Source organism: Paenibacillus planticolens, from assembly GCF_013141725.1.
Classification (GTDB): domain Bacteria; phylum Bacillota; class Bacilli; order Paenibacillales; family NBRC-103111; genus Paenibacillus_E; species Paenibacillus_E planticolens.
In genome coordinates, this window is sequence record NZ_WHNZ01000078.1 from 162,448 (window position 1) to 182,569 (window position 20,122).

At 49.0% G+C, this 20,122-nt stretch carries 18 protein-coding genes; 11 read left to right on the plus strand and 7 right to left on the minus strand.

Going from position 1 to position 20,122, the window contains the following annotated elements; translation table 11 throughout:
* The 3 genes from GC097_RS35110 (at position 1) to GC097_RS30230 (ending at position 3,136) form a co-directional block, all read left to right on the plus strand.
* Positions 1-750 carry a LytR/AlgR family response regulator transcription factor gene (locus tag GC097_RS35110; RefSeq protein ID WP_171686965.1) on the plus strand — a complete coding sequence of 250 codons (750 nt, stop codon included), beginning with the start codon at positions 1-3 and terminating at the stop codon, positions 748-750.
* 115 nt (positions 751-865) lie between these two features.
* Positions 866-2,935 carry a carbon starvation CstA family protein gene (locus GC097_RS30225; RefSeq protein ID WP_171686966.1) on the plus strand — a complete coding sequence of 690 codons (2,070 nt, stop codon included), beginning with the start codon at positions 866-868 and terminating at the stop codon, positions 2,933-2,935.
* A gap of 3 nt (positions 2,936-2,938) precedes the next feature.
* A complete protein-coding gene (locus tag GC097_RS30230) occupies positions 2,939-3,136 on the plus strand; it encodes a YbdD/YjiX family protein (protein WP_312875748.1) in 198 nt (65 codons plus the stop codon).
* Positions 3,137-3,192: 56 nt separating this feature from the next.
* Here the strand turns inward: GC097_RS30230 and GC097_RS30235 are convergent, their stop codons facing one another.
* From GC097_RS30235 to GC097_RS30250, 4 genes are all read right to left on the minus strand, one after another.
* A complete protein-coding gene (locus GC097_RS30235; protein ID WP_171686967.1) occupies positions 3,193-3,948 on the minus strand; it encodes a DeoR/GlpR family DNA-binding transcription regulator in 756 nt (251 codons plus the stop codon).
* A gap of 93 nt (positions 3,949-4,041) precedes the next feature.
* A complete protein-coding gene (locus tag GC097_RS30240) occupies positions 4,042-4,812 on the minus strand; it encodes an SDR family NAD(P)-dependent oxidoreductase (protein WP_171686968.1) in 771 nt (256 codons plus the stop codon).
* 186 nt (positions 4,813-4,998) lie between these two features.
* Positions 4,999-5,937, minus strand: coding sequence for an aldo/keto reductase (locus tag GC097_RS30245; protein WP_171686969.1), 939 nt, complete (start codon positions 5,935-5,937; stop codon positions 4,999-5,001).
* A 38-nt stretch (positions 5,938-5,975) separates the two neighbouring features.
* Positions 5,976-6,971 (minus strand): Gfo/Idh/MocA family protein, encoded by a 996-nt coding sequence (locus tag GC097_RS30250; RefSeq protein ID WP_171686970.1) that lies wholly within the window; start codon positions 6,969-6,971, stop codon positions 5,976-5,978.
* A 133-nt stretch (positions 6,972-7,104) separates the two neighbouring features.
* On the opposite strand from GC097_RS30250, the gene GC097_RS30255 reads away from it, so the two are divergent.
* Positions 7,105-7,950 (plus strand): helix-turn-helix transcriptional regulator, encoded by an 846-nt coding sequence (locus GC097_RS30255; protein WP_171686971.1) that lies wholly within the window; start codon positions 7,105-7,107, stop codon positions 7,948-7,950.
* Here the strand turns inward: GC097_RS30255 and GC097_RS30260 are convergent.
* The gene (locus tag GC097_RS30260) at positions 7,939-8,754 is read right to left on the minus strand and encodes a glycosyltransferase family 2 protein (protein ID WP_246294545.1); all 816 of its coding nucleotides are present in this window, start codon (positions 8,752-8,754) and stop codon (positions 7,939-7,941) included. The genes GC097_RS30255 and GC097_RS30260 overlap by 12 nt on opposite strands.
* Positions 8,755-8,863: 109 nt before the next feature.
* On the opposite strand from GC097_RS30260, the gene GC097_RS30265 reads away from it, so the two are divergent.
* From GC097_RS30265 to GC097_RS30295, 7 genes are all read left to right on the plus strand, one after another.
* Complete coding sequence (locus GC097_RS30265; protein WP_171686973.1) at positions 8,864-11,305, plus strand: HAD family hydrolase; 2,442 nt, start codon at positions 8,864-8,866, stop codon at positions 11,303-11,305.
* A 102-nt stretch (positions 11,306-11,407) separates the two neighbouring features.
* Complete coding sequence (locus GC097_RS30270) at positions 11,408-12,211, plus strand: VanW family protein (RefSeq protein WP_171686974.1); 804 nt, start codon at positions 11,408-11,410, stop codon at positions 12,209-12,211.
* A gap of 28 nt (positions 12,212-12,239) precedes the next feature.
* Complete coding sequence (locus GC097_RS30275; RefSeq protein WP_171686975.1) at positions 12,240-13,325, plus strand: lactonase family protein; 1,086 nt, start codon at positions 12,240-12,242, stop codon at positions 13,323-13,325.
* A 361-nt stretch (positions 13,326-13,686) separates the two neighbouring features.
* Positions 13,687-15,045 (plus strand): MATE family efflux transporter, encoded by a 1,359-nt coding sequence (locus GC097_RS30280; protein WP_171686976.1) that lies wholly within the window; start codon positions 13,687-13,689, stop codon positions 15,043-15,045.
* Between the two features lie 161 nt (positions 15,046-15,206).
* Positions 15,207-15,647: a MarR family winged helix-turn-helix transcriptional regulator gene (locus GC097_RS30285; RefSeq protein WP_171686977.1), complete on the plus strand. Its 441-nt coding sequence runs from the start codon at positions 15,207-15,209 to the stop codon at positions 15,645-15,647.
* 6 nt (positions 15,648-15,653) lie between these two features.
* Complete coding sequence (locus GC097_RS30290) at positions 15,654-16,910, plus strand: MFS transporter (protein ID WP_171686978.1); 1,257 nt, start codon at positions 15,654-15,656, stop codon at positions 16,908-16,910.
* A 77-nt stretch (positions 16,911-16,987) separates the two neighbouring features.
* The gene (locus tag GC097_RS30295) at positions 16,988-17,410 is read left to right on the plus strand and encodes a hypothetical protein (protein WP_171686979.1); all 423 of its coding nucleotides are present in this window, start codon (positions 16,988-16,990) and stop codon (positions 17,408-17,410) included.
* Positions 17,411-17,797: 387 nt separating this feature from the next.
* Here GC097_RS30295 and GC097_RS30300 read toward each other — a convergent pair whose 3' ends face one another.
* Both GC097_RS30300 and GC097_RS30305 read right to left on the minus strand, forming a co-directional pair.
* Positions 17,798-18,142: a LytTR family transcriptional regulator DNA-binding domain-containing protein gene (locus tag GC097_RS30300; protein ID WP_171686980.1), complete on the minus strand. Its 345-nt coding sequence runs from the start codon at positions 18,140-18,142 to the stop codon at positions 17,798-17,800.
* Between the two features lie 143 nt (positions 18,143-18,285).
* Positions 18,286-20,028 (minus strand): sensor histidine kinase, encoded by a 1,743-nt coding sequence (locus tag GC097_RS30305; RefSeq protein WP_171686981.1) that lies wholly within the window; start codon positions 20,026-20,028, stop codon positions 18,286-18,288.
* Positions 20,029-20,122 lie beyond the last annotated feature (94 nt).

Here is a 20,122-nt window from a genome sequence, read left to right on the forward strand (position 1 = left end):
GTGGGTTGGAATATTGTCATTGCGGACGATGAAGAGCCGGCTAGAGAAGAACTGATTTATTTGTTAGAAAGCCATGCGGAGGTGGATAAGGTTACTGCGGCATCAGGCGGGATGGATGCAATAAAGAAGGTCAAAGAGTTAGCGCCGGATGTCTTGTTTCTGGATATGGACATGCCGGATCTAAACGGGCTGCAGGTTGCTGAAATTGTAGGTGAAATCAATCCGCAGGTGAAAATCGTATTTTCCACAGCCTATGATCAATATGCCGTTCATGCGTTTAAGCTTCGTGCGTTTCACTATATGCTGAAGCCGTACGATGAAGAGGATATCGTGATGGTTTTCCGCGAGCTGCGCAAAATTCAGCCTCGCAGCGGCGCAGCGCCCGCAAGCGGGAGCCATATACCATCCGTTAAGACAAGCGTAAAGCTTGCGCTGGAATTGGACGAGGGAATCATTTATGTATCGCCGAAAGATATCATATATATCAGTAAGGAGGTCAAGCATGTACAAGTTCACCTCTATGATAAGGCTTATATCGTGTCTTATACCTTATCGGAACTGGAGCACAAGCTGGAGCCGTACGGTTTTTTCCGCTGCCACAAAAGCTATCTGGTCAACCTCGCATCCATTTCCGAAATGAAGACTTGGGTAAACGGGGCGTACAACCTGCTCATGGAAGATGCCGGACGATGCACGATACCTGTAAGCCGGAATTATGTGAAGATGCTGCGTTTGAAACTCGAAATTTAACATCATGAGGCACGAAAATGGCATGTTGCGTTCCACGTATTCCGCTTGTTTCTCAAACAAGCTATACTCTTTGTAAGCGCTAACATTCATGTTAATTTGGAGGGTGTTCACACACATGTTTCTTTTAAAAAACAAATTCGCTTCCTACGTAATCTGGGCGGCCATTGCCCTGCTTGGTGCGTCAGGTTTCGCCATGCTTGCGCTGTCGAGAGGCGAGAGCATTTCGGCGATATGGCTGATCGTTGCTGCTATTTGTACGTATTCGTTCGGGTATCGTTTCTACAGCCGTTTTATCGCCAAAAAGATCTATGAACTAAATGACAACCGGGCAACCCCTGCTCACGTTCATAACGATTCCAAGGACTTCGTGCCGACGAATAAATTTGTTTTGTTCGGTCATCATTTTGCTGCAATCGCAGGCGCAGGACCGCTTGTTGGTCCGATTCTGGCCGCGCAGATGGGATACTTGCCAAGCATCCTCTGGATTATTATCGGGGCCGTTCTAGCGGGCTGCGTGCAGGATTTTGTGACCCTTGTCGGCTCTATGCGCCGTGACGGCAAGTCACTTGGACAAATGGCCAAGGATGAAGTGGGGCGGTTCAGCGGAACGTTAGCCTCCATTGCAACGCTAGCGATCTTGATCATCATCGTGGCCGTTCTCGGACTCGTGGTTGTAAAAGCGTTGGCAGAATCTCCGTGGGGCATGTTCACCATCGCCATGACGATGCCGATCGCCATATTTATGGGCTTTTACATGCGCTACATTCGTCCGGGCAAAGTGATCGAGGGCTCTATCATTGGCTTCGTTTTGTTGATGATCGTTTTGTGGTCAGGCCAGTATATTGCGGAAAGCCCGGTGCTGGCTGAAATGTTTACGTTCACCGCTCCGCAAATCGCGGTTTTGATGGTGGTCTACGGTCTTATCGCTTCCATTTTGCCCGTTTGGGTACTGCTTGCTCCGAGGGATTATTTAAGCTCATTTTTGAAAATCGGCGTTATTCTCTTACTCGCTGGCGGCATTATGGTTATTTTACCAGAGCTAAAAATGCCTGCCGTAACGAAGTTTATTGATGGAACCGGACCTGTATTTTCCGGCAATTTGTTCCCGTTCTTGTTCATCACGATTGCATGCGGCGCGGTTTCCGGGTTCCATTCGTTGATTTCATCCGGGACGACGCCCAAAATGATCGATAGAGAAAGCCATGCGCCGTTTATCGGCTTTGCCGGTATGGCCGCGGAATCCTTCGTCGCGGTTATGGCTTTGATTGCGGCTTGTTCCCTGGAGCCCGGCCTGTACTTCGCGATGAATTCTTCACCGGCGGTAATTGGAACCGATCCTGCAGCAGTCGCTGCCAAAATTTCATCCTGGGGATTCACCTTAACCCCGGACCTGATTACAAGCACGGCCAAAGAAATCGGTGAAAAAACCATACTCTCCCGCACGGGCGGAGCGCCAACGCTGGCTGTGGGGATGGCTGAAATTTTCTCTACTTTTTTAAGCGGCGCCAAAGCATTCTGGTATCATTTCGCGATTTTGTTTGAAGCTGTCTTTATCTTGACTGCCGTGGATGCGGGGACGCGCGTCGGCCGATTTATGCTGCAGGATTTAGTCGGCAACTTCTATAAGCCTTTTGGGCAAACCAAAGATTTAAGATACAATTTCATTGCTTCGTTAATTGTTTGCTTGGCTTGGGGGTACTTTCTGTATCAAGGAGCTGTCGATCCGTTCGGCGGTATCAACTCTTTATGGGCGCTTTTCGGCATTGCCAACCAAATGTTGGCTGCTATCGCGCTAGCCGTAGCGGTTACGATTATGATCAAAATGGGCAAAGCACGCTATGCCTGGGTTGGCATGTTCCCGTTCGTGTTCCTGGCCGTGACTACGCTGACTGCGGGCTACCAAAAAGCATTTTCCGCAAACGCCAGCATCGGATTTTTAGCGGCAGCGAAAAAGTATCAAGAGGGCATTGATAAAGGACAAGTTATTGCGCCGGCCAAAAATATGGACGTTATGCACCAAATCGTAACGAACAACTATATTGATGCGGGGTTAACGATTTTCTTCGGCATCGTTGTTCTTCTGATGATCATCATTTCGTTCCGTCTATGGTTCAACATTTTGATTCAAAAGCAAAAGCCTCAATTACAAGAATCGCCGTTCGTCCAATCCACATTCGGAGCGTGATGCGTGTTGAGAACGATTGCCAGCTTTACGAGCAAGGTAAATTCGACGATCAAAGTCATTTTCAATATTCCGGACTATGCCAAATATGTGAAGCACCAGCAGGAGTGCCATCCGGACGCCCCCCTTTTGACGGAAAAAGAGTTCTACCTGCATTCCCTGCATGAGCGTTATGAGAGCGGTAAAATTAACAGGTGCTGTTAATTGAAAAAAAACTCGATCCCCGCGGTAAATGAACCGTGAGATCGAGTTTTCTATTTTTACAAGAAACGGGCTCCGGCATCTTTGAAGGCTTCTTTCATTTCCGGGGTTATTTTGGAATCGCTAATAATTCCGGTCGTTTCCTGCACTTCACCTATGACAAATAAAGAGCTCCGGCTAAACTTGGAATGGTCGGCAACGAGGAATGTTTCCATCGATTGCTTCATCATTCGGCGGTTCGTCTCGGCTTCCAGTTCGTTGTAAATCATCATGCCGCGCGTTAGCGAAATGCCGTCTACGCCCATGAATGTTTTGCGGATGCTGAGGTTATCGAGTGTCGCATTGGCGAGAGGACCCGACAGCTCGAACGTTTGCGTGCGGATCACGCCGCCTGTCAGAATGAGCTGCAGCCCTTGTGTGCCGATCAGTTCATAGGCGATATTTACCGCATTGGTGATAACGGTGAGGTTCTTGAATTGGTTCAGCTTCTTGGCAATGAACGTCGTTGTCGTCCCGCCTGTTAAGCCGATGATATCGCCATCTTCAATATAGTTTAGCGCTTTGTCGGCGATTTCTTTCTTCTCTTCTGTACAGAGGTCCATTTTGTTGAAAAAGGGGACTTCCACCTTCAGGCTTTCCAGCACGGCGCCACCGAAGGTGCGGATGCAGCGTTTCTCTTGTTCTAAAATTTCAAGGTCCCGTCTAGCCGTTGCTTCGGATACGGCAAACTGCTGAACGATATCGGTCAAGGCGATGGAGCCTTTATCTTTAATGGCGTGCATAATGGCATCTCGGCGAATATCTGTCTTTCCCATGGAACCTCCTAAAAAGCTTTCCCTCAGGAAAGCTAGCTAACGATGTAAGTAACGCTTACGTATATCTTATCATGTGGATGGATGAGCCGTCCATTAGGTGCCAGGCTCTGCGCGAAGCTCTTCGACAACACTCCCCTGATGAAAGGAATGGCCAAGCAGTAGTTTGATCAATTGTTTGGCTGCTGCCGCAGGAGATGCGAGCATGCCCCGATCTTTTACCATTCTGAAAATGTCCGCTGAGGCGGCTGTGTCCTGACTGGCATTTCTTGCTTCTTCTTGCAAGCTCGTATCGATCATCCCGGGCCAAACGGATACGATTTTGACTGAGGTCGGTTCATTGCCCTGTTCCAATCCCACGCTTCTTGAGAAAATATCCAACCCGGCCTTAGAGGCAGAATACACGCTCATGCCTGGAAGAAGATGCTTGGCAGAGGCAGAGGAAATGTTCAAAATCCGCTTCTCGATCTGCAGATGGTCGGTAGAACGAATAAAACATGAGGTAAGTACGATGGGAGCTAGCAGATTTACATGGAGACTAGTCATCAACGCTTGTGAGCTTGCCTGCTCGATTCGGGAAAATGGTGCTAGAACGGCCGCATTATTGATCAAGTAGATTCCTTCGGCATTTGCCATATCGATTTGGCGGCATATTTGTTCCATTAAAGTCTCAATTCCGTCAATGTTATTCAAATCATATTCGATGTAATGGAGGTGGCTGCTCTTTGCCATCAACGCATCGTTCTTTTTTCTAGAAATACAGATCAGGCGATGTTCCGGAGAAATGAGCTGAAGCGCCATTGCTTCGCCAAGACCACGGGATGTCCCGGTAATAATAAAATATTTCAATAGAATCAACTCCGTCATTATGATGGATTCGCCGATCAACCTACTGCGGTGAGCCTCGGTTTGCAAAATCGTTCAGTAATGACTATCTCTTTCGTCGAGAGAGGATTATAGTCCTTTATTTGAGGGGAATTGGCAGTGAGAGAGGCTGAGCTAAACGCCAAAAGCCCCGGCCGAAAGCAGCCGGGGCATCCTAAACATATGCTGCTACACAGTAGCAGCAGTCAAATCAAGCCATGCCAACTCCTGCGGAGTGAGCACAAGCTCCGCGCCGTCGCGGCATGAAAGCATTTCGGCTTCGCTGCGCGGGCCAATGAGCGCGCAAGCCGGGAACGGCTGGCTCAGCACATAGGCGAGCGCGATCTGGATCGCGGTTACGCCTTTTTCCTGTGCCAGCTGTTCCGCGCGGCGCAGCCGCGTCCAGTTCTCGTCGCTGTAGAAGACGCGGACGAGGTCGGCGTTGTCGAGCACGTCCGGCGAGTACCGGCCTGTGAAGAATCCGCGCGCCTGGGAAGACCAGGACAGCAGCGGCAGCTGCGCAGCTTCGTGCCAGCGCAGAGCTTCCTCGTCGACGGAGACGCAGCCGCTCCAGAAGGGCTCTTTGGCTTTCGCGAGGCTGAGGTTCGGAGAGCTGAAGCTGAAGCCGATAAGGCCGTTCTTTGCAGCGTAGTCGTTCGCTTCCTGCAGACGCGCATGCGTCCAGTTGGAGCCGCCGAAGGCACGAATGCGCCCGGCTTCTACATGCTCGTTCAGCGCTTCCAAAATCACGCCGACAGGTATCGCCGGATCGTCGCGATGCAGCGCATAGAGGTCGATGTAGTCGGTGCGCAGCCGCTCCAACGATGTGAACAGGTCGCTGCGGATCGCTTCCGCATTCACGCGGGGGCCGTTCTGATCATGGTGCGCGCCTTTGGTAAAAATGTTGATGTCATCACGGTTGCCCAGCTCATCCATCCAGATGCCAAGCGCCTGCTCGCTTTCGCCGCCGCAGTAAATGAAGGCGGAGTCAATGGTATTGCCGCCAATCGCCAAGTAATGTCCAAGAATGTCGCTGACTTCCTGACCGTTGTTCAGACGGAAAAAGTCAGAGCCCATAATCAGTTTGGAAACCGGTTTATCTAAGCCTTTAATTTGAATATGTTTCATCGCGGTCATCCCAGCCTTTCGCATGATCGTAGTGGTCGTTACAGAACAATTCGGGAGCGCTTTCTTGCTGATTCCAGACAAGCATCAAGCACTTTCATGTTAAGAGTGGCATCGTTCGCAGGAAAATTCGGCTGCTTCTCGCCCCAAGCGGCATAGGCCAGATCGTCGACCTCCAGCGCGTATTGGTTAAGGAACGGGACGTTCTCTACCCGGCGCTCATTGCCAACATGGACGATGAACTGGCTGGATTCCTCGGTTGGGGTTACGTAGGCGGAAGGAATCTCAATACGCCCTTTGGCGCCTACGATTTCAAGCGTATTGCGGAAGCCGGCCCACATGCCGCAGTCAAACGTTAGCGCAACACTTCCGCTGAACTCGACCAAGCCTGACATCATCATATCGACATCATCATGTTCAGGGGAGAAGAACGCATGGGTCGTAACCGCCTTAGGCTCCCGGCCCAAAATCATTCTCGCAGCGGAGATCGGGTAGCAGCCTACGTCATAGAGCGAACCGCCGCCCCATTCACGTTTGAAGCGAACATTCTTGCTGTCGCCCGGATTGCTGAACGTGAAGGCGCCATGGATGCCGCGAAGGTCGCCGATTTCTCCGGATGCAATGATCTCTTTGATCCGCTCGTAGCGTGGATGATGTCTGTACATGAATGCTTCCGCGAATTGTACGCCGGCTTGCTCGCAGGCTGCTACCATTTCTGCCGCTTCTTCAGCTGTCAACGCAGCCGGTTTTTCGCAAAGCACATGCTTTCCGGCAGCAGCAGCGCGAATGGTCCATTCTTTATGCAGATGATTCGGCAGAGGGATGTACAAAGCATCGATATCCGGATCCGCAATTAATTCCTCATAACTGCCATAGGCGGTTGGAATGCCCAGCTTTTCGGCAACTTCCTGAGATTTCTCTAAACTGCGGCTGGCTATAGCGCTTACAATTCCCGTTTTGGACTGCACAATTCCCGGAATACACGCCCGTATTGCAATTCCGGCACATCCTAAAATTCCCCAACGAAGCTTAGTCATGAGAGCATATCTCCTTATAGTAAAATATTTGATAGCGGTATATTGTTATTATAAAACGAGTTATTTAAAATGAATATGATAATATATTGCATCTGATATCGGAATATTGTCATTAAGGAAAGAGGTGATGAGGGTGAGACGGCAAGTCATGCTGCCGAGGCTGCAGCAATGCCCGTATTTCATTTTTCCGGAATCGGTTGGCTGGTACCAAGATTTCCCAGACCATTCCATTTACCGGCAAGAAGGCTATTATGAGACGTACAGCATCCATTTTATCCTTTCAGGCAAAGGGTACGTGGAGATCGAAGGAGAGCAGCATGTGCTTCAAAAAGGCGATGCTTTCCTGTACTTCCCGCTCCAAGAACAACGCTATTACTCCTCCAAGGAAGATCCTTGGGACGTTCGATGGGTTCATTTTTACGGGAATCATCTGAAGGAGTTTATGCTGGAAAAAGGCTTTCTGCGGACGCTGTGGACGCTCAAAAGATGGAGCGAGCTTGAGGAAGCGTTTCATGAGCTGCTGCTGGAAGCGGAGGCCAATAACATTGTGAAGCCGACGAACCTCTCCACGTTAAGCTACAAAATTTTGAGTGAATTCATGAGCTACGCCGCACCTTTAACGAGCAATCGGGGGGTGGAATCCGTGGACCGGATTCTGGCTATCCTTCCCACCATGCAGCAAAAAGCCTGCGAACCGTTCATTCTGGAAGAATGGGCGGAGCTCACAGGCGTAAGCACGTATTATTTCTGCAAATTGTTTCGCAAAGCGACTTCAATGACGCCGCTCTCTTTCATTACGCTATGCCGCATGCAGTTCGCGAAGCAGCGCCTGATTGAGAAGGAAAGCTTGCCGGTCAAGGATATCGCTGTGCAAGCCGGTTATGCCAGCGCCAGCTATTTTAACCAGCGGTTTCAGGAGCATGAAGGAATGACGCCGAGCGAGTTTCGAAGCTTATACGGCAAAGGTTTATTTGAATAGACGCGAACGGATCGGTTCTCCGTCCCAGACGATTTCGGTCTTCGCTTGACGCGCCTTAACTTCCGGTTCCTCCAGCAGGAGGAAGAAGTTTTTGGTCGGTAAATCGCCGAGCCCGTGCTTGACGGAGAGCATGTCCAAAAAGGGGCGCATATTGTCGAGCTGGCCCGACATGTTGCTCGTGCCCTGCTGCGCAAAAGCGTAGAGGACGCTAGCAGCTGGCGTACGCTTCACGCGGAATTTCTCGGCGGCTCTCAGGAAGAAATCCCAGTCCCAATAATGGAATACTTCGGTGTCAAAAGGTCCCAAAGCATCTATCAACTCAGGGCGAAATATGCAGCCGGAGGAGAAAAAGGTGGAGAACCTGCGCATCGCCGGCACATCGAATTCATAGGCAAAAACGAACCGATTGGTGATGGAGCGGGCATCGTTCTCATACACATAATCGAAGATTTCGACGTCGGGATACACGAGATCATAGCCTTCAATTTCTTGCAGCATGCGTTCGATATGGATCGGGAGCAGCAAATCATCATCATCGCACAGCATGATGTAATCGCCTTTCACCTCTTGCAGGCCGCGGTTTCGAGCGTGAACGTGCTTCAGGTTTTGCGGCATATTCACAATCTGGATGGCGAGCTCAGGGTACAGATCCTGAATGAAATCTACCGCAGGTCCGGCATCGTTGACGATAATGATTTGCAAGTTTTTGTACGTTTGGCGGTATAATGATTCTGCAAGCTCAGCGAGTTCGATTCGGCGATTATACGTTGGAATAATAATGGACACCAAGGGTTGGTCAGACAACAAGAAGCACCTCCGATTTATCATAGATAAAGCTTACCTCAAATGAGTCATACTTCTCAAATCCAATCGTTTCAGTTTTCTTTTACGCCAAACGCTAAGGAGGCTCTTGATGCTAAAAGGTTCGAATAACCTGATACGCCCGCTTAATTTACTTTTATGGCAAAATGATCGTTATCTGAGCGCCTTAACAGGGCAATTGCAGGCTGTCCGGCTGCTAAGTCTGGACATCTTCGATACGCTCTTATTCCGGACTTGCGCGAATCCGTCTGATGTTTTTATCCAAATAGCGGAGCGGGCGCATCTGGAGGGCTGTCTAAAAGGCTCGATCACGCCTTCGGCATTCAAAGAAATGCGCATGAAGGCCGAGCATAAAGCGCGTGAAAAGCAGGCCGCACGGACGGGCTTCGGCGAAGTCACGTTGGAGCAGATTTATGATGAAATGCCGGAATCCATTGTGAACAGAGTCAAGCTGGTTCAGTTGGAAGTGGAGACCGAGGAGGATGTTTGCTATTTGAACCCTCATGTAACATCCCTGTTGTATGCCTGTAAAAAAGAGCAAATACCGGTGGCGCTGCTGTCGGATATGTATTTGTCGTCAGACCAGCTTCGGCGGATTCTTGGGTCCGCAGGTCTGGATCTATCCAGTGTGGACACGCTATTCGTATCTTCGGAAGAGCGGGAGGGCAAGTCATCGGGGCATCTGTTTGCCAGGCTCAAAGAGCTGTACCCGCAGATTGACGCCTCGGCGATCGTACACATTGGCGACAATCCGGCCGCAGATGTGGAGGGAGCAGCGAAAGAGGGCGTTAGAGGACTGCACTATCCTGTCATTCCCGAGCATTTCGATAGTGTGCATCACTGGGAATTTGTCAAACATGGGGATGTGCTCCCGGAATGGAAATCACTGCGGAAGCTGGCTGCAGCCTCGGATATGGCTACTAACCACGGAGATCAGGAGCGCATGTTTTACCGATTTGGCGCCGAAGTGCTGGGGCCATTTTTGCACACCTTATGTGAGTGGGTGCTTGATATTTGCGTTCAAGAAGGCATCACATGCGTGAATCCGCTGATGAGAGAAGCGCATTTGCTGGCCCCGATGCTTGAGCAGGCCGCACAACAAAGAGGCGTAGAGCTTCAGGTGAAGCCTGTTTATGTGTCCAGACAAGCGACTTTTATGGCGGGGCTGGAGCGTTTTGGTGAAGCGGAGCTTGCGTATTTGCTAGGCATTCACGGTCTGAAAGTGGGAGAGCTTTTCGAGGTTCTTGATATCAGCATGGAAGAAGAGCGGTTAAAAGCTTACCTGACGGAAACAGTCGAAGCGTGCAGGCACATTTCCGGGGATAATGGCCAAACCATTTACGACCTCCTGCGCAATTATCTGCTTAGCGACTCCGGGCAAAGTAGACTTTTAGCGTCTATTGAGCGGCATAGGCAGCTTTTTGTAGGCTATTTGAGGCAGGAATTCGGCGCGCCGGAGCGGTTAGTGACGGTCGATATCGGATTTCAAGGAACGATTCAGGGAGCATTGGAAAAGATCGTGAGTCTTGCGGGATTGCAGCCGCAAATGACACATTTGCTCGCCGTCGGCGCGAATCGGCTGGATGAACTTCGTCTGCAGGGGATGGACATTCGCAGCATGCTGCGTTCCGGCAGCGGCGGCAGCGAGGCGGGGAAGCGGATCGCGAGAACGCCGGCTTTTTTGGAGGAGCTGATGATGGGCGGTTTCGGCTCAACCCTTCGATACGTCGCAGTGGAGTCTGGGCGCATTATCCCCGTCCAAGCGCAGCTGCACAGAACGGATGAAGAATTTGCAAGCAAACAAGCCTGTCAAAAAGGAGCGCTTGCCTTTCAAAGCTACTATGCCTACCTCTTCCAGCAAAAAGAAGGACGGCTAACGCGGGCGTCCGCCCAGCCTGAAGAGTGGAGCAAGCCGCTGCACCGCGTTCTTGCGATGCCGAAGCCGGAAGAGGCGGGCGTTTTGGGGAATTTAACGCACCAGGACAATTTCTGCACGGAGTACATAGCCCCGATTTGCGGAGTAGTAGCCGAGGAATGGTACTTGGCGGGACCGGAAGCTTTCCTGAACAGCTGCAATTATGCGCCGTCGGTTATGAATGTAAATTGGCCTCAAGGTATGGTGACCAGACGTTTTCCGTACTATTTGTATCATTATTACTTGTGGCTCGGGGATGGTTTCGGCAGCCAGGCCATGATTTTCGATATGATTCAAAGGGTTAAAAAAGACGCCATCCGCTCTTTAACGTTGTATGGCTCTGGCGCATTTGCGGAGCAGGTGCTCAAAGCGGCCTGGTTCCACGGCTTGCATATTCCCTTTTGGATCGATCCGGCTGTAGGAGCAGATACGGTGCCTTGGGGGAGGTTCGCCTACACGACATTGGAGCAGGCAAGCCTATTGTCAGAGGAACCTGGAAGGGAGGCGCCCGCTTTTCTAATCGCCACGCTGTCCGAACTGGAAGCTTATCCGAATCAAATTTTAAAAGCTTTTGAAGGTTCTAGGGCAGCACCAAAACTTTACGCCATTCGTCCGTAATGAAAAGCCCCTTTCCATTGAACTAAATCGATGGTTGAAACATCTTATAGGTGAAATGTTTTGGCGAACCCATTTTTTTGTGAAAAAGGAAGGTGCACAAGGATGAAGCAAAAGCTGCTCAGCATGTTCCCGGTACTGTATCGTCTGCGAATTGCCCAATTAAGAATGGTGCGGCATTTGGTTAATTTGAATCCGTCGATTACGTATGCCAAGCATAGAGCGTTAGATTCGCTTCCCTATGCATGCAAAAAGCATCAGTCCTTACTGCGGAGAAAGCTAGGCTCTTCCGATCCCCAATTGCAAGAAAATAAAATTACGAATTTGAGTCTCAGCGTTGCCCGCATGGATGGCATTATGATTCGGCCGGGGGAGACTTTTTCCTTCTGGAAATTGGTTGGAAAAACAACGTCGGCTAAAGGCTACATCGAAGGCTTGCTGCTTTCGCAAGGAGGTGTGAAACGGGGCATCGGAGGAGGGATTTGCCAGCTGGGCAATCTGCTGTTTTGGATGGCGCTGCATACGCCGCTTCAGGTGGTGGAACGGCATCATCACAGCTTTGATCCTTTTCCGGATGATCACCGGGTACTGCCTTTCGGGAGCGGAGCGAGCGTCTTTTACAATTACATTGATTTGCGGATTTACAATCCGACGAAGACGACCTTCCAGTTCCGATTATGGTTGACGGATGAGCACTTGAAAGGCTCTGTTCACAGCAGTGAGCCACTTAGACATGCGTATCACATCGAAGAACGAAATCACCGTTTTCTTGAAAAGGAAGGTCGAACTTACCGGGAAAATGAAATATGGCGCAGAGTGATTGATAAAAGAACGGGAAACACTGCTACAGAGGAACAAATGATTCATAATTTCTCGGAAGTCAAATATGACCTGTTTGGAACTACATAAATTTTGCAGATGCGGAGGCTGATAGCAAGTGTCAGTTGGAGAACAGAAGGAAATGTATGGCTACGTGGGTTCCTATACGAATGAAGATAATAAGACGGGGATTACGTTATTTAAGCTGGATCCGCAGAGCGGAGCAATAACACTGTTGGATGCGTATACCGGTTTGCCAAATGCCTCGTTTCTTGCGCTGAATGCGCAGCGGACCGTCTTGTACTCGGTCAGTGAGACTGATTCGTATCTAGGCGGCTTCGGAGGCTCTGCCGCGGCTTATGCCATTGAAGCTGGATCCTGGAAGCTGACGAAACTGAACGAGCAGCCAACGGGTGGCTCAGCTCCTTGCTACATTAGCCTGGATCAGACGAATCGCGCTGTATTTGTGGCCAATTATTCAAGCGGAAGTGTCACTTCCTATAAGATTGAAGAGGATGGAAGTCTGAGCGAGCCCACGCAGTTGGTGAAGCATGAGGGCACGTTAGGGCCGCGGGCGGATCGCCAGGAGCGCCCGCATGCGCATTCGATTGTGCCGGCGCCGGACAATCGGTATGCGATTTCAGCCGATCTGGGCCTTGATCGGCTGGTGGTGAGCCGCATTGACGCGGAGAACGGCACCCTTCAGCCGCATGGCGAAGCGGCCGTGAAGCCGGGTGCAGGCCCGCGGCACTTGGTTTACAGCGCGGACAGCCGGCACGTGTACGCGGTTGGTGAGCTGGACAGCACGGTGACGGTGCTGGCCTATGACGCGAGCGCGGGCACGCTGACCGCGCTGCAAAGCATTTCGACGCTGCCGGAGGGCTTCAGCGGCGAAAACACATGCGCGGACATCCATCTCTCGGGAGATGGCCGGCATGTGTATGTCTCTAACCGCGGACACGACAGTATCGCGGTTTATGCCGTGGACGGACACAGCGGCACGCTGTCCGTCGTGGGTTGGCAGGCGACGCTGGGGCGGACGCCGCGGAACTTCGCTTTGTCGCCGCAGGGGGATTTCCTGCTTGCGGCGAATCAGGAATCGGACAGCATCACGGTATTCCGCGTTGACGCGGTGACGGGGATGCTGCAGGAAACCGGGCAAACGGCGGCGGTCCCACGCCCGGTTTGCCTGAAATTTCTCTAGGCTGAGAGCTGAGAGGCGGGCAATTTACTTGTAACGGACCTCAGTGACGTTATTTTTCGATACAATGACTTGTTTCTTTGAATAGCGGACACCAGAAGCGTTATTGCACCCTATAACAGTTGAAAGCTCCATTGCAAAGGGGAATAGTGGCTATGGTGTCCGCTAGCATTTTAAAAGGACGCAAATTCATGAAATAAGGGGTACTCGGTCCGTTAGTGAGTAGTTCGCTTTTCAGCCTCGTCGCAGGGGCTTTTTTTTGTGCGCAATACCATTGACTTCCTCCAAAGAGTTGCTAAAATAAATCATTGTATGCGCGTGTGTGAACGCGTGTTCACTACTATGCATAGAACAGGAAACCGCTATGGAAACCGTTAAGAAAATGACCCTATTCGGGCTTGTCTGGCCGATAATGATTGAGTTATTTCTGCAATTTATGATTGGTACCGCAGATACGCTGATGGTCAGCCGTATTTCGGACGACGCGGTTGCGGTCGTTGGGATCAGCAATCAATTTTTCCAAGCGGTCATTATGCTGTTCGTACTTATCTCCAGCGGAGCGGGAATTGTCATTTCGCAGAAGCTCGGAGCCGGCAAAGAGGAAGAAGCGAGGAAAGTGGCTTCGATGGCTTTTACATTAACGCTGGGCTTGGGCGTCGTTGTTTCCCTGCTGCTTTACTTCGGCGTTGATCTATTCGTCTATTTGCTGCATGTGCCGGAGTCTCTTTATGAGATGACGCGGCAATACATTCGGATTGTGGGCAGCGGAACGATTGTCATGGCAGCTGTTTTGACATTGAGCACCATTATTCGCAGTACGGGGAATACGAAGGGCACGATGCTTGTTGCGGTCGGTATGAATATCATTCATATTATCGGCAACTATATATTTATTTTTGGAGCGCTCGGGCTGCCAAAATGGGGACTTTTCGGTGTTTCGCTGTCAACCGTAGGAAGCCGTATGATCGCGCTGGTCGTGCTGTTTTATATTTTCCGCAAATCATTCTCCATGCTGATCACTTGGAAGGAACTGCGGGTATTCCACCGAGGATTGCTGAAAGAGGTGGCGAAGGTTGGCTTGCCGATGGCGGTTAGTTCGGCTTCTTGGACCTTGTCGCAGGTGGTCTTATTTTCAATGGTAGCGACTATGGGCGCTGAGCAGCTTACGGCCCGAACCTACTTGAATACGATGGAATCCTTCTCTTTCCTGGCCGGTTGGTCCTTTGCAATGGCTATCCAAATTCAGGTTGCACATTTATTTGGTGCCGGACAGATGGAGAAAGCTTATCGAAGTCTCTATAAGGCGCTATTTTGGGGCGAAATGGTTGTGGTTGCAAATACGGTCTTATTATTCTTATTAGGCAAACATATCGTAGGCGCATTTACTGGTAACAACGAGATTATTACGATCGTCGTCGGGGTGATGGCGATGAACTTGATTTTGCAGCCGCTCAAAATGTGGAATATGCCGCTTAATAACGCGCTTAACGCCGTTGGAGACACCAAGTTTGTGATGTACGTGAGCATCGGCATCATGTGGATTGTGGCCGTAGGCGGCACTTATGTCTTCGGACTCAAATTCGGATGGCTTCTCCATGGCGTTTATGTCGCTATGATTTTTGATGAAGCGATACGCGGCTTCCTCGTTCAACGGCGCTGGATGGCGCGGAAAAAGCTTCCCAAAACAGTCGTTGCAACGGGTACGACGACCGCTTCTTTTTGACGGAACATATAAGGCAAGCCCTGTATTCGAACATTCGAAAAGGGCGCTTTTTTTGTGAAAAATTAGTTGCGGATGCAACTAATCAAGCGTATGATGAAATCGTGGCAAGTGCAACGATTCGGTAATTCCCACCATTTTGCTTGAAGGAAGGAGACAAAACTATGATTGATGCCCCCAACACTATTCCCAGGTGGATCTCGCTTCTATACCGCTATGGACAAATGTATATAGGCGAGCACTTGAAAGCCTATGATATCGGCAAAGGGCAGCATATTTTTCTGAATGCGCTCTACAAAGAGGATGGTCTCACGCAAGAAGAACTGGCGGACTATTTGAAGATCGATAAAGGCACGACCGCGAAAGCGCTGAAAAAGCTGGAACAGCAAGGCTATATAACCCGCACGGTCAGCGAAAAGGATAAGAGATGCAACGAAGTCCATTTGACCGAGAAGGCGCTTTTAATTAAAGAGGATGTACGCAAAGTATTAACGGATTGGCGCGAGCGTTTGACCTACGGTCTATCCCAAGAGGAGCAGCAGTTAGCGTTGATCATTTTGGAGAAAATGGGTAATAATGCAGCCAGATTCGCAGAGGAGGCGTAGACCGATATGAACATGAGGGGAGCAGGCTCGGTTTTTATAAACCGGCACTTTCATGCGTTAACGCATCGCAATTATCGATACCTCTGGTTGGGACAGTGCGTATCGCTCGTTGGGACATGGATGCAAAATATCGGGCAGTCCTGGCTCGTTCTTACGATTACAGGCTCACCGCTCAAGCTAGGGTTTGTCGCGGCTTGTCAATTTTTGCCCATCCTGTTGTTTTCCCTGTTTGCGGGTATTGTCGTTGATAAATTTCCCAAAAAGAACATTCTTTTGGTTACGCAGACCGTTTCCATGATTCTTGCTTTTACATTGGCAACGCTTGTTTTGACCGATTCGGTGAAGTACGGCTACATTATCGTGCTGGCGATTTTGCTGGGGCTCAACAATACGCTCGATATGCCGACCAGGCAGGCTTTTAACATCGAAATCGTTGGAAAAGAAGATCTGATGAATGCGATTGCCCTCAATTCTACCACGTTTAATATGGCCAGGATTGTAGGACCTTCCATTGGCGCCGTGATGATGGCTTGGCTTGGGGCGGGGTGGTGTTTTTTGCTCAACGGGTTTAGTTTCGTGGCTGTCTTGTACGGTTTATTTCAAATTCAAGCTGCGCCCTATGTTCGCAAGAATACCTCGCGCGACGGCATCATGAAGGAAATTAAAGACGGGATCGTATACATCGCAAGAGATCCTTTGCTGGCGCAGACTGTCCTGCTTGTGACGGTGATCGGCACACTTGCTTTTAACTTCAATATTCTCATTCCGGTTTTCACGAAAAATGTGCTGCACTTGGGAGAGACCACATACGGCACACTAATGTCATGTCTCGGCGTGGGTTCTTTTGCAGGGGCGCTGACGATGTCATTTCGCAGTAAACAAGGACCAAGTGTAAAAATTAGCATGATTGCAAGTCTAGTAGTTGCCGTCTGTCTGATTCTTAACGGGCTGAGCACGTCGGTTTGGGTTTGCGGCGCTCTGCTGGCTTTGACTGGATTTTTCAACATTATGTTCGCCACCAATAGCAACTCTAATCTTCAAATGCATGCCAAAGAGGAGTACCGTGCGCGGGTCATGAGTGTGTATTCGCTCGTATTTGCCGGTTCCACGCCGATTGGAAGCTTATTTGCCGGCTATGTCGCAGACCGCTTCGGTGCGAATGGAGCCTTTGTCGGATGCGGAGTTATGACGGGCATTTTATGTTTGATTATTATTTGGAAATATCGAAATGCAGCCGGGAAAAAGGAATTAAATCCAATTTAGGTAAATTATGGTTTGTCAATTGGGTATGTATCTATTACAATATGTTATATTCATGTCGTTAATAGGGAGGAAATCTTGTGTTGGGATTTTTGAAAAGATGGATGCATTCGCCTAACCTTACGCCAAAACATAGACCAAATCAAGAACCTACGAACGCTGTGGATTATAAAACGATGGAAATAGACGTTGTCATCAAATGCTTTGTGTCAGATAAAGACAAGCCGTTTCGTGTCATTTTTAAAGTAGAGAAACAAGGCTCCTTCTTTTCCAAAGATATCTTCGTGCAAAATGTCGATGCGAAGACACCGTACGAGCTGGTTCATAACTTCTCCACGCTTGGTATGAATTATGAAGAGCTGAACAAGTACGGAAGCACGGATTATGCGGAGTACAGTTTCGCTACTTTGGAAGAAGCCAAAAAGGTGAAAGATACGACAGTTCAGTACATCCGGTTCCTTATCCGTGAACATCAACAAGAGACAATCGCCAAAATTTCATAGTATAAACGCCCAAGAGGAGCCTGCGATGTAATCGCGGGCTCTTTTTGGGCGCTACGCATGACGATTAACTGGTCCTACGTTGTACTTTATACAACATAAAAGTGGTATCTGCCTACCAAACTGGCCTCCCATTGCACAATATACAACCATTTATCCCGAAATGGTGTGAATCCTCAGCTTTTAGCCCAAAATCGTTGTATAAAGTACAATATAGATGTGCATTGAGCCCCAAATTAGGCTAATTGGTTGTATAAAATACAACATAGCATCGAAATTGTACTGGCAAGCCCGATATTCTGGCAACAAAAAAGCTTAGCCAGATCTCCATGAAGGAGTCTGATTAAGCTTTGTTTGTCGCCAGGAGCAGGTGCCCCTGTGTTCCGGCGATTATTTCGCATCCGTTTTGTGCTGCTGTAAGATATCCTTCAAACGATGCTGGCGAAGTTTGGTAATCGAAATGAATTTGGAATCTGCGCCTTTGATCTCGAAAAATACTTTGCCCTCTTGAATCTGAACAATTTTTTTCGTGTTCACATAGCAATCTGTATTCACCTTGAAAAAAGCGCCGCCCGTTGTAATCTCTATAATCTGCTCAGTGGACATCCGTTTTTTAATGTGAAAATTTTTCCCATGAAAAGAGACCAGCCCATGCTCTCCGACTCGGAAGTACATAATATCACTTTCCAATACGAAATTTTCATAGCTGTTTCTAGTTTCGAGCGCTACGTTCATTTTATTATCCCCCTCCTAAAATGATAACGCTTACAATTGAGAACGTCTTCATAATACCATATTTTGCTGGATAATAAAAGGGTTTTAACGTAAAAACGGACCCCCTCGCTAAGAGGGGAATCCGTGTATTTCCCAGGTAATAGTTAGATTGCAATCGAAATTGTGAAGGTTGTTTCGGTTTCTGTGGAGCTGACCTGAACGGTTCCGCCATATTTGCCGACAAGTTGTTTCACGATGCTCAAACCTAATCCCGCGTGAAGGTCATCAGTATTTTTGGTCGAGAAGCCCGGCTCAAATATGCGTTGAAGGATATCGCCTGCAATCGGTTCCCCATTATTAATCACATGAAAAATGAGCGAGCCGCCTTCAACATAGCCAACCAGGCGAACTAGCTTGTCTCCTTCGTTCTTAGACGTAGAGACGGCATCAAACGCGTTATCAATGAGGTTCGAGATGATACGAACCAAATCGGTTGCCTTTACCGCACCCAGAGGAACTTCTTTCAGATTGGCAACCTCATGCTGGAACGTAATTTTACGTTCAACGGCCCCAATCACCTTGGACTGAACAATGGCTGATAAGGCCGGTACATTGATTTGAATAATATCATTCAATGCGGTCGTTTCACCGATGATCTCAGAGGTATAACGACTCAACTCCTCGAACTCTTTGAGATGTACGAGCGATTGAATGGTCGCAACATGGTTGTTGAAATCGTGCCGTTGCTCCTTCATAGAGCGAAACAGCGATCCGATATGATCGACGTACACTTCTTGAATGCTCTCCGCGGTTGCTTCGCGATTACGATTAATGAAGCGTATGCTCACAATAACAAGAATGAATGCAATAATAGCCGTTGTCCCGATAAGAAGCAGGAGATTCATTTGCTGCTGCCCAATGGAATGCTGGACTTTCTCGTAATCGGCCGTAAGTCCAATGACGACAGGGATGTCCAATTGGAGCGGGATGAACATTTTGAGATATGTTTTACCATTGATGTTGGTCAGCAACTGTTGGGTTTGATTAGATTGTAAGACCGACTGCACCATGTTCTGATCCCGTGTATCCTTCATCGTATAGGTGCCAAATAAGACTTCCCGGTCGGTGAACCAGGTGTAGCCTTCTTTCTTGAACTGTTCCTGCTTTCCAAGGAAGATCGGAGTGTTAAAGACGGCAATTTCTTGGACGCCGTGGTCTGTGTAGCCATGAATCATTTCATTGATGACGGCATCGACGCCGGTTTCCCGCCGATAATCCCGGAAAAACGTATCGTGGACATAAGGATCAAGAATGTAATTCGTACGTCCATCATAGTAATAACCCCATTTATCCACATATTGCGGATCTGACATAGAGGTGTTCATCGGCCCTGACCAATAAAACGGCAGCGCTTGGCCGCTTTTGACATTCGTTTCCTTCGTATCGAGCAGTTGGTTAAAAGCTTTGAACCAGTCTCGACTCCAGTTTTTGGTGCTCATATTGATTTCCTTGGGTTCCGAGGATTTGTAGCCAATGATGTCATCGCCGTTACGTTTCATGAGCGTAATATGGTCCACCATCAACTCTTTGCTGAGAACGACAAGTTCCTCATTGGTTACTTTTTCAATATCAGGGTCGAGCCGGTACTGAGCTGCAAGAGAAGCTGTCCGTAAATTTTGCCCGATTAGATTTTCAACATATTTCTCTCCCGATTTGGAATGCTTGATGGAGATGGCGACGTTATCGGCAATCAGCTCCAGCTTGGTTTTAAGCTCCGATGTCAACATTCTCTTCGTGTACGTGTAGAATACGCTGTCGGTTAGTAGTACAATGATTAACGAAATCATGAGGATAAAGAGCGAGGAACGCAGTTGGATTTTTGGCTTAGGTTTGTGTTGTGTATTCATGTTGTCCTCCTAAAATGTCAACTTTCTACAGCTATCATATTACAAATTCGCTAGGAATGGCGTGATTATTTGGAGATAAACAAGGAGGCGGTTT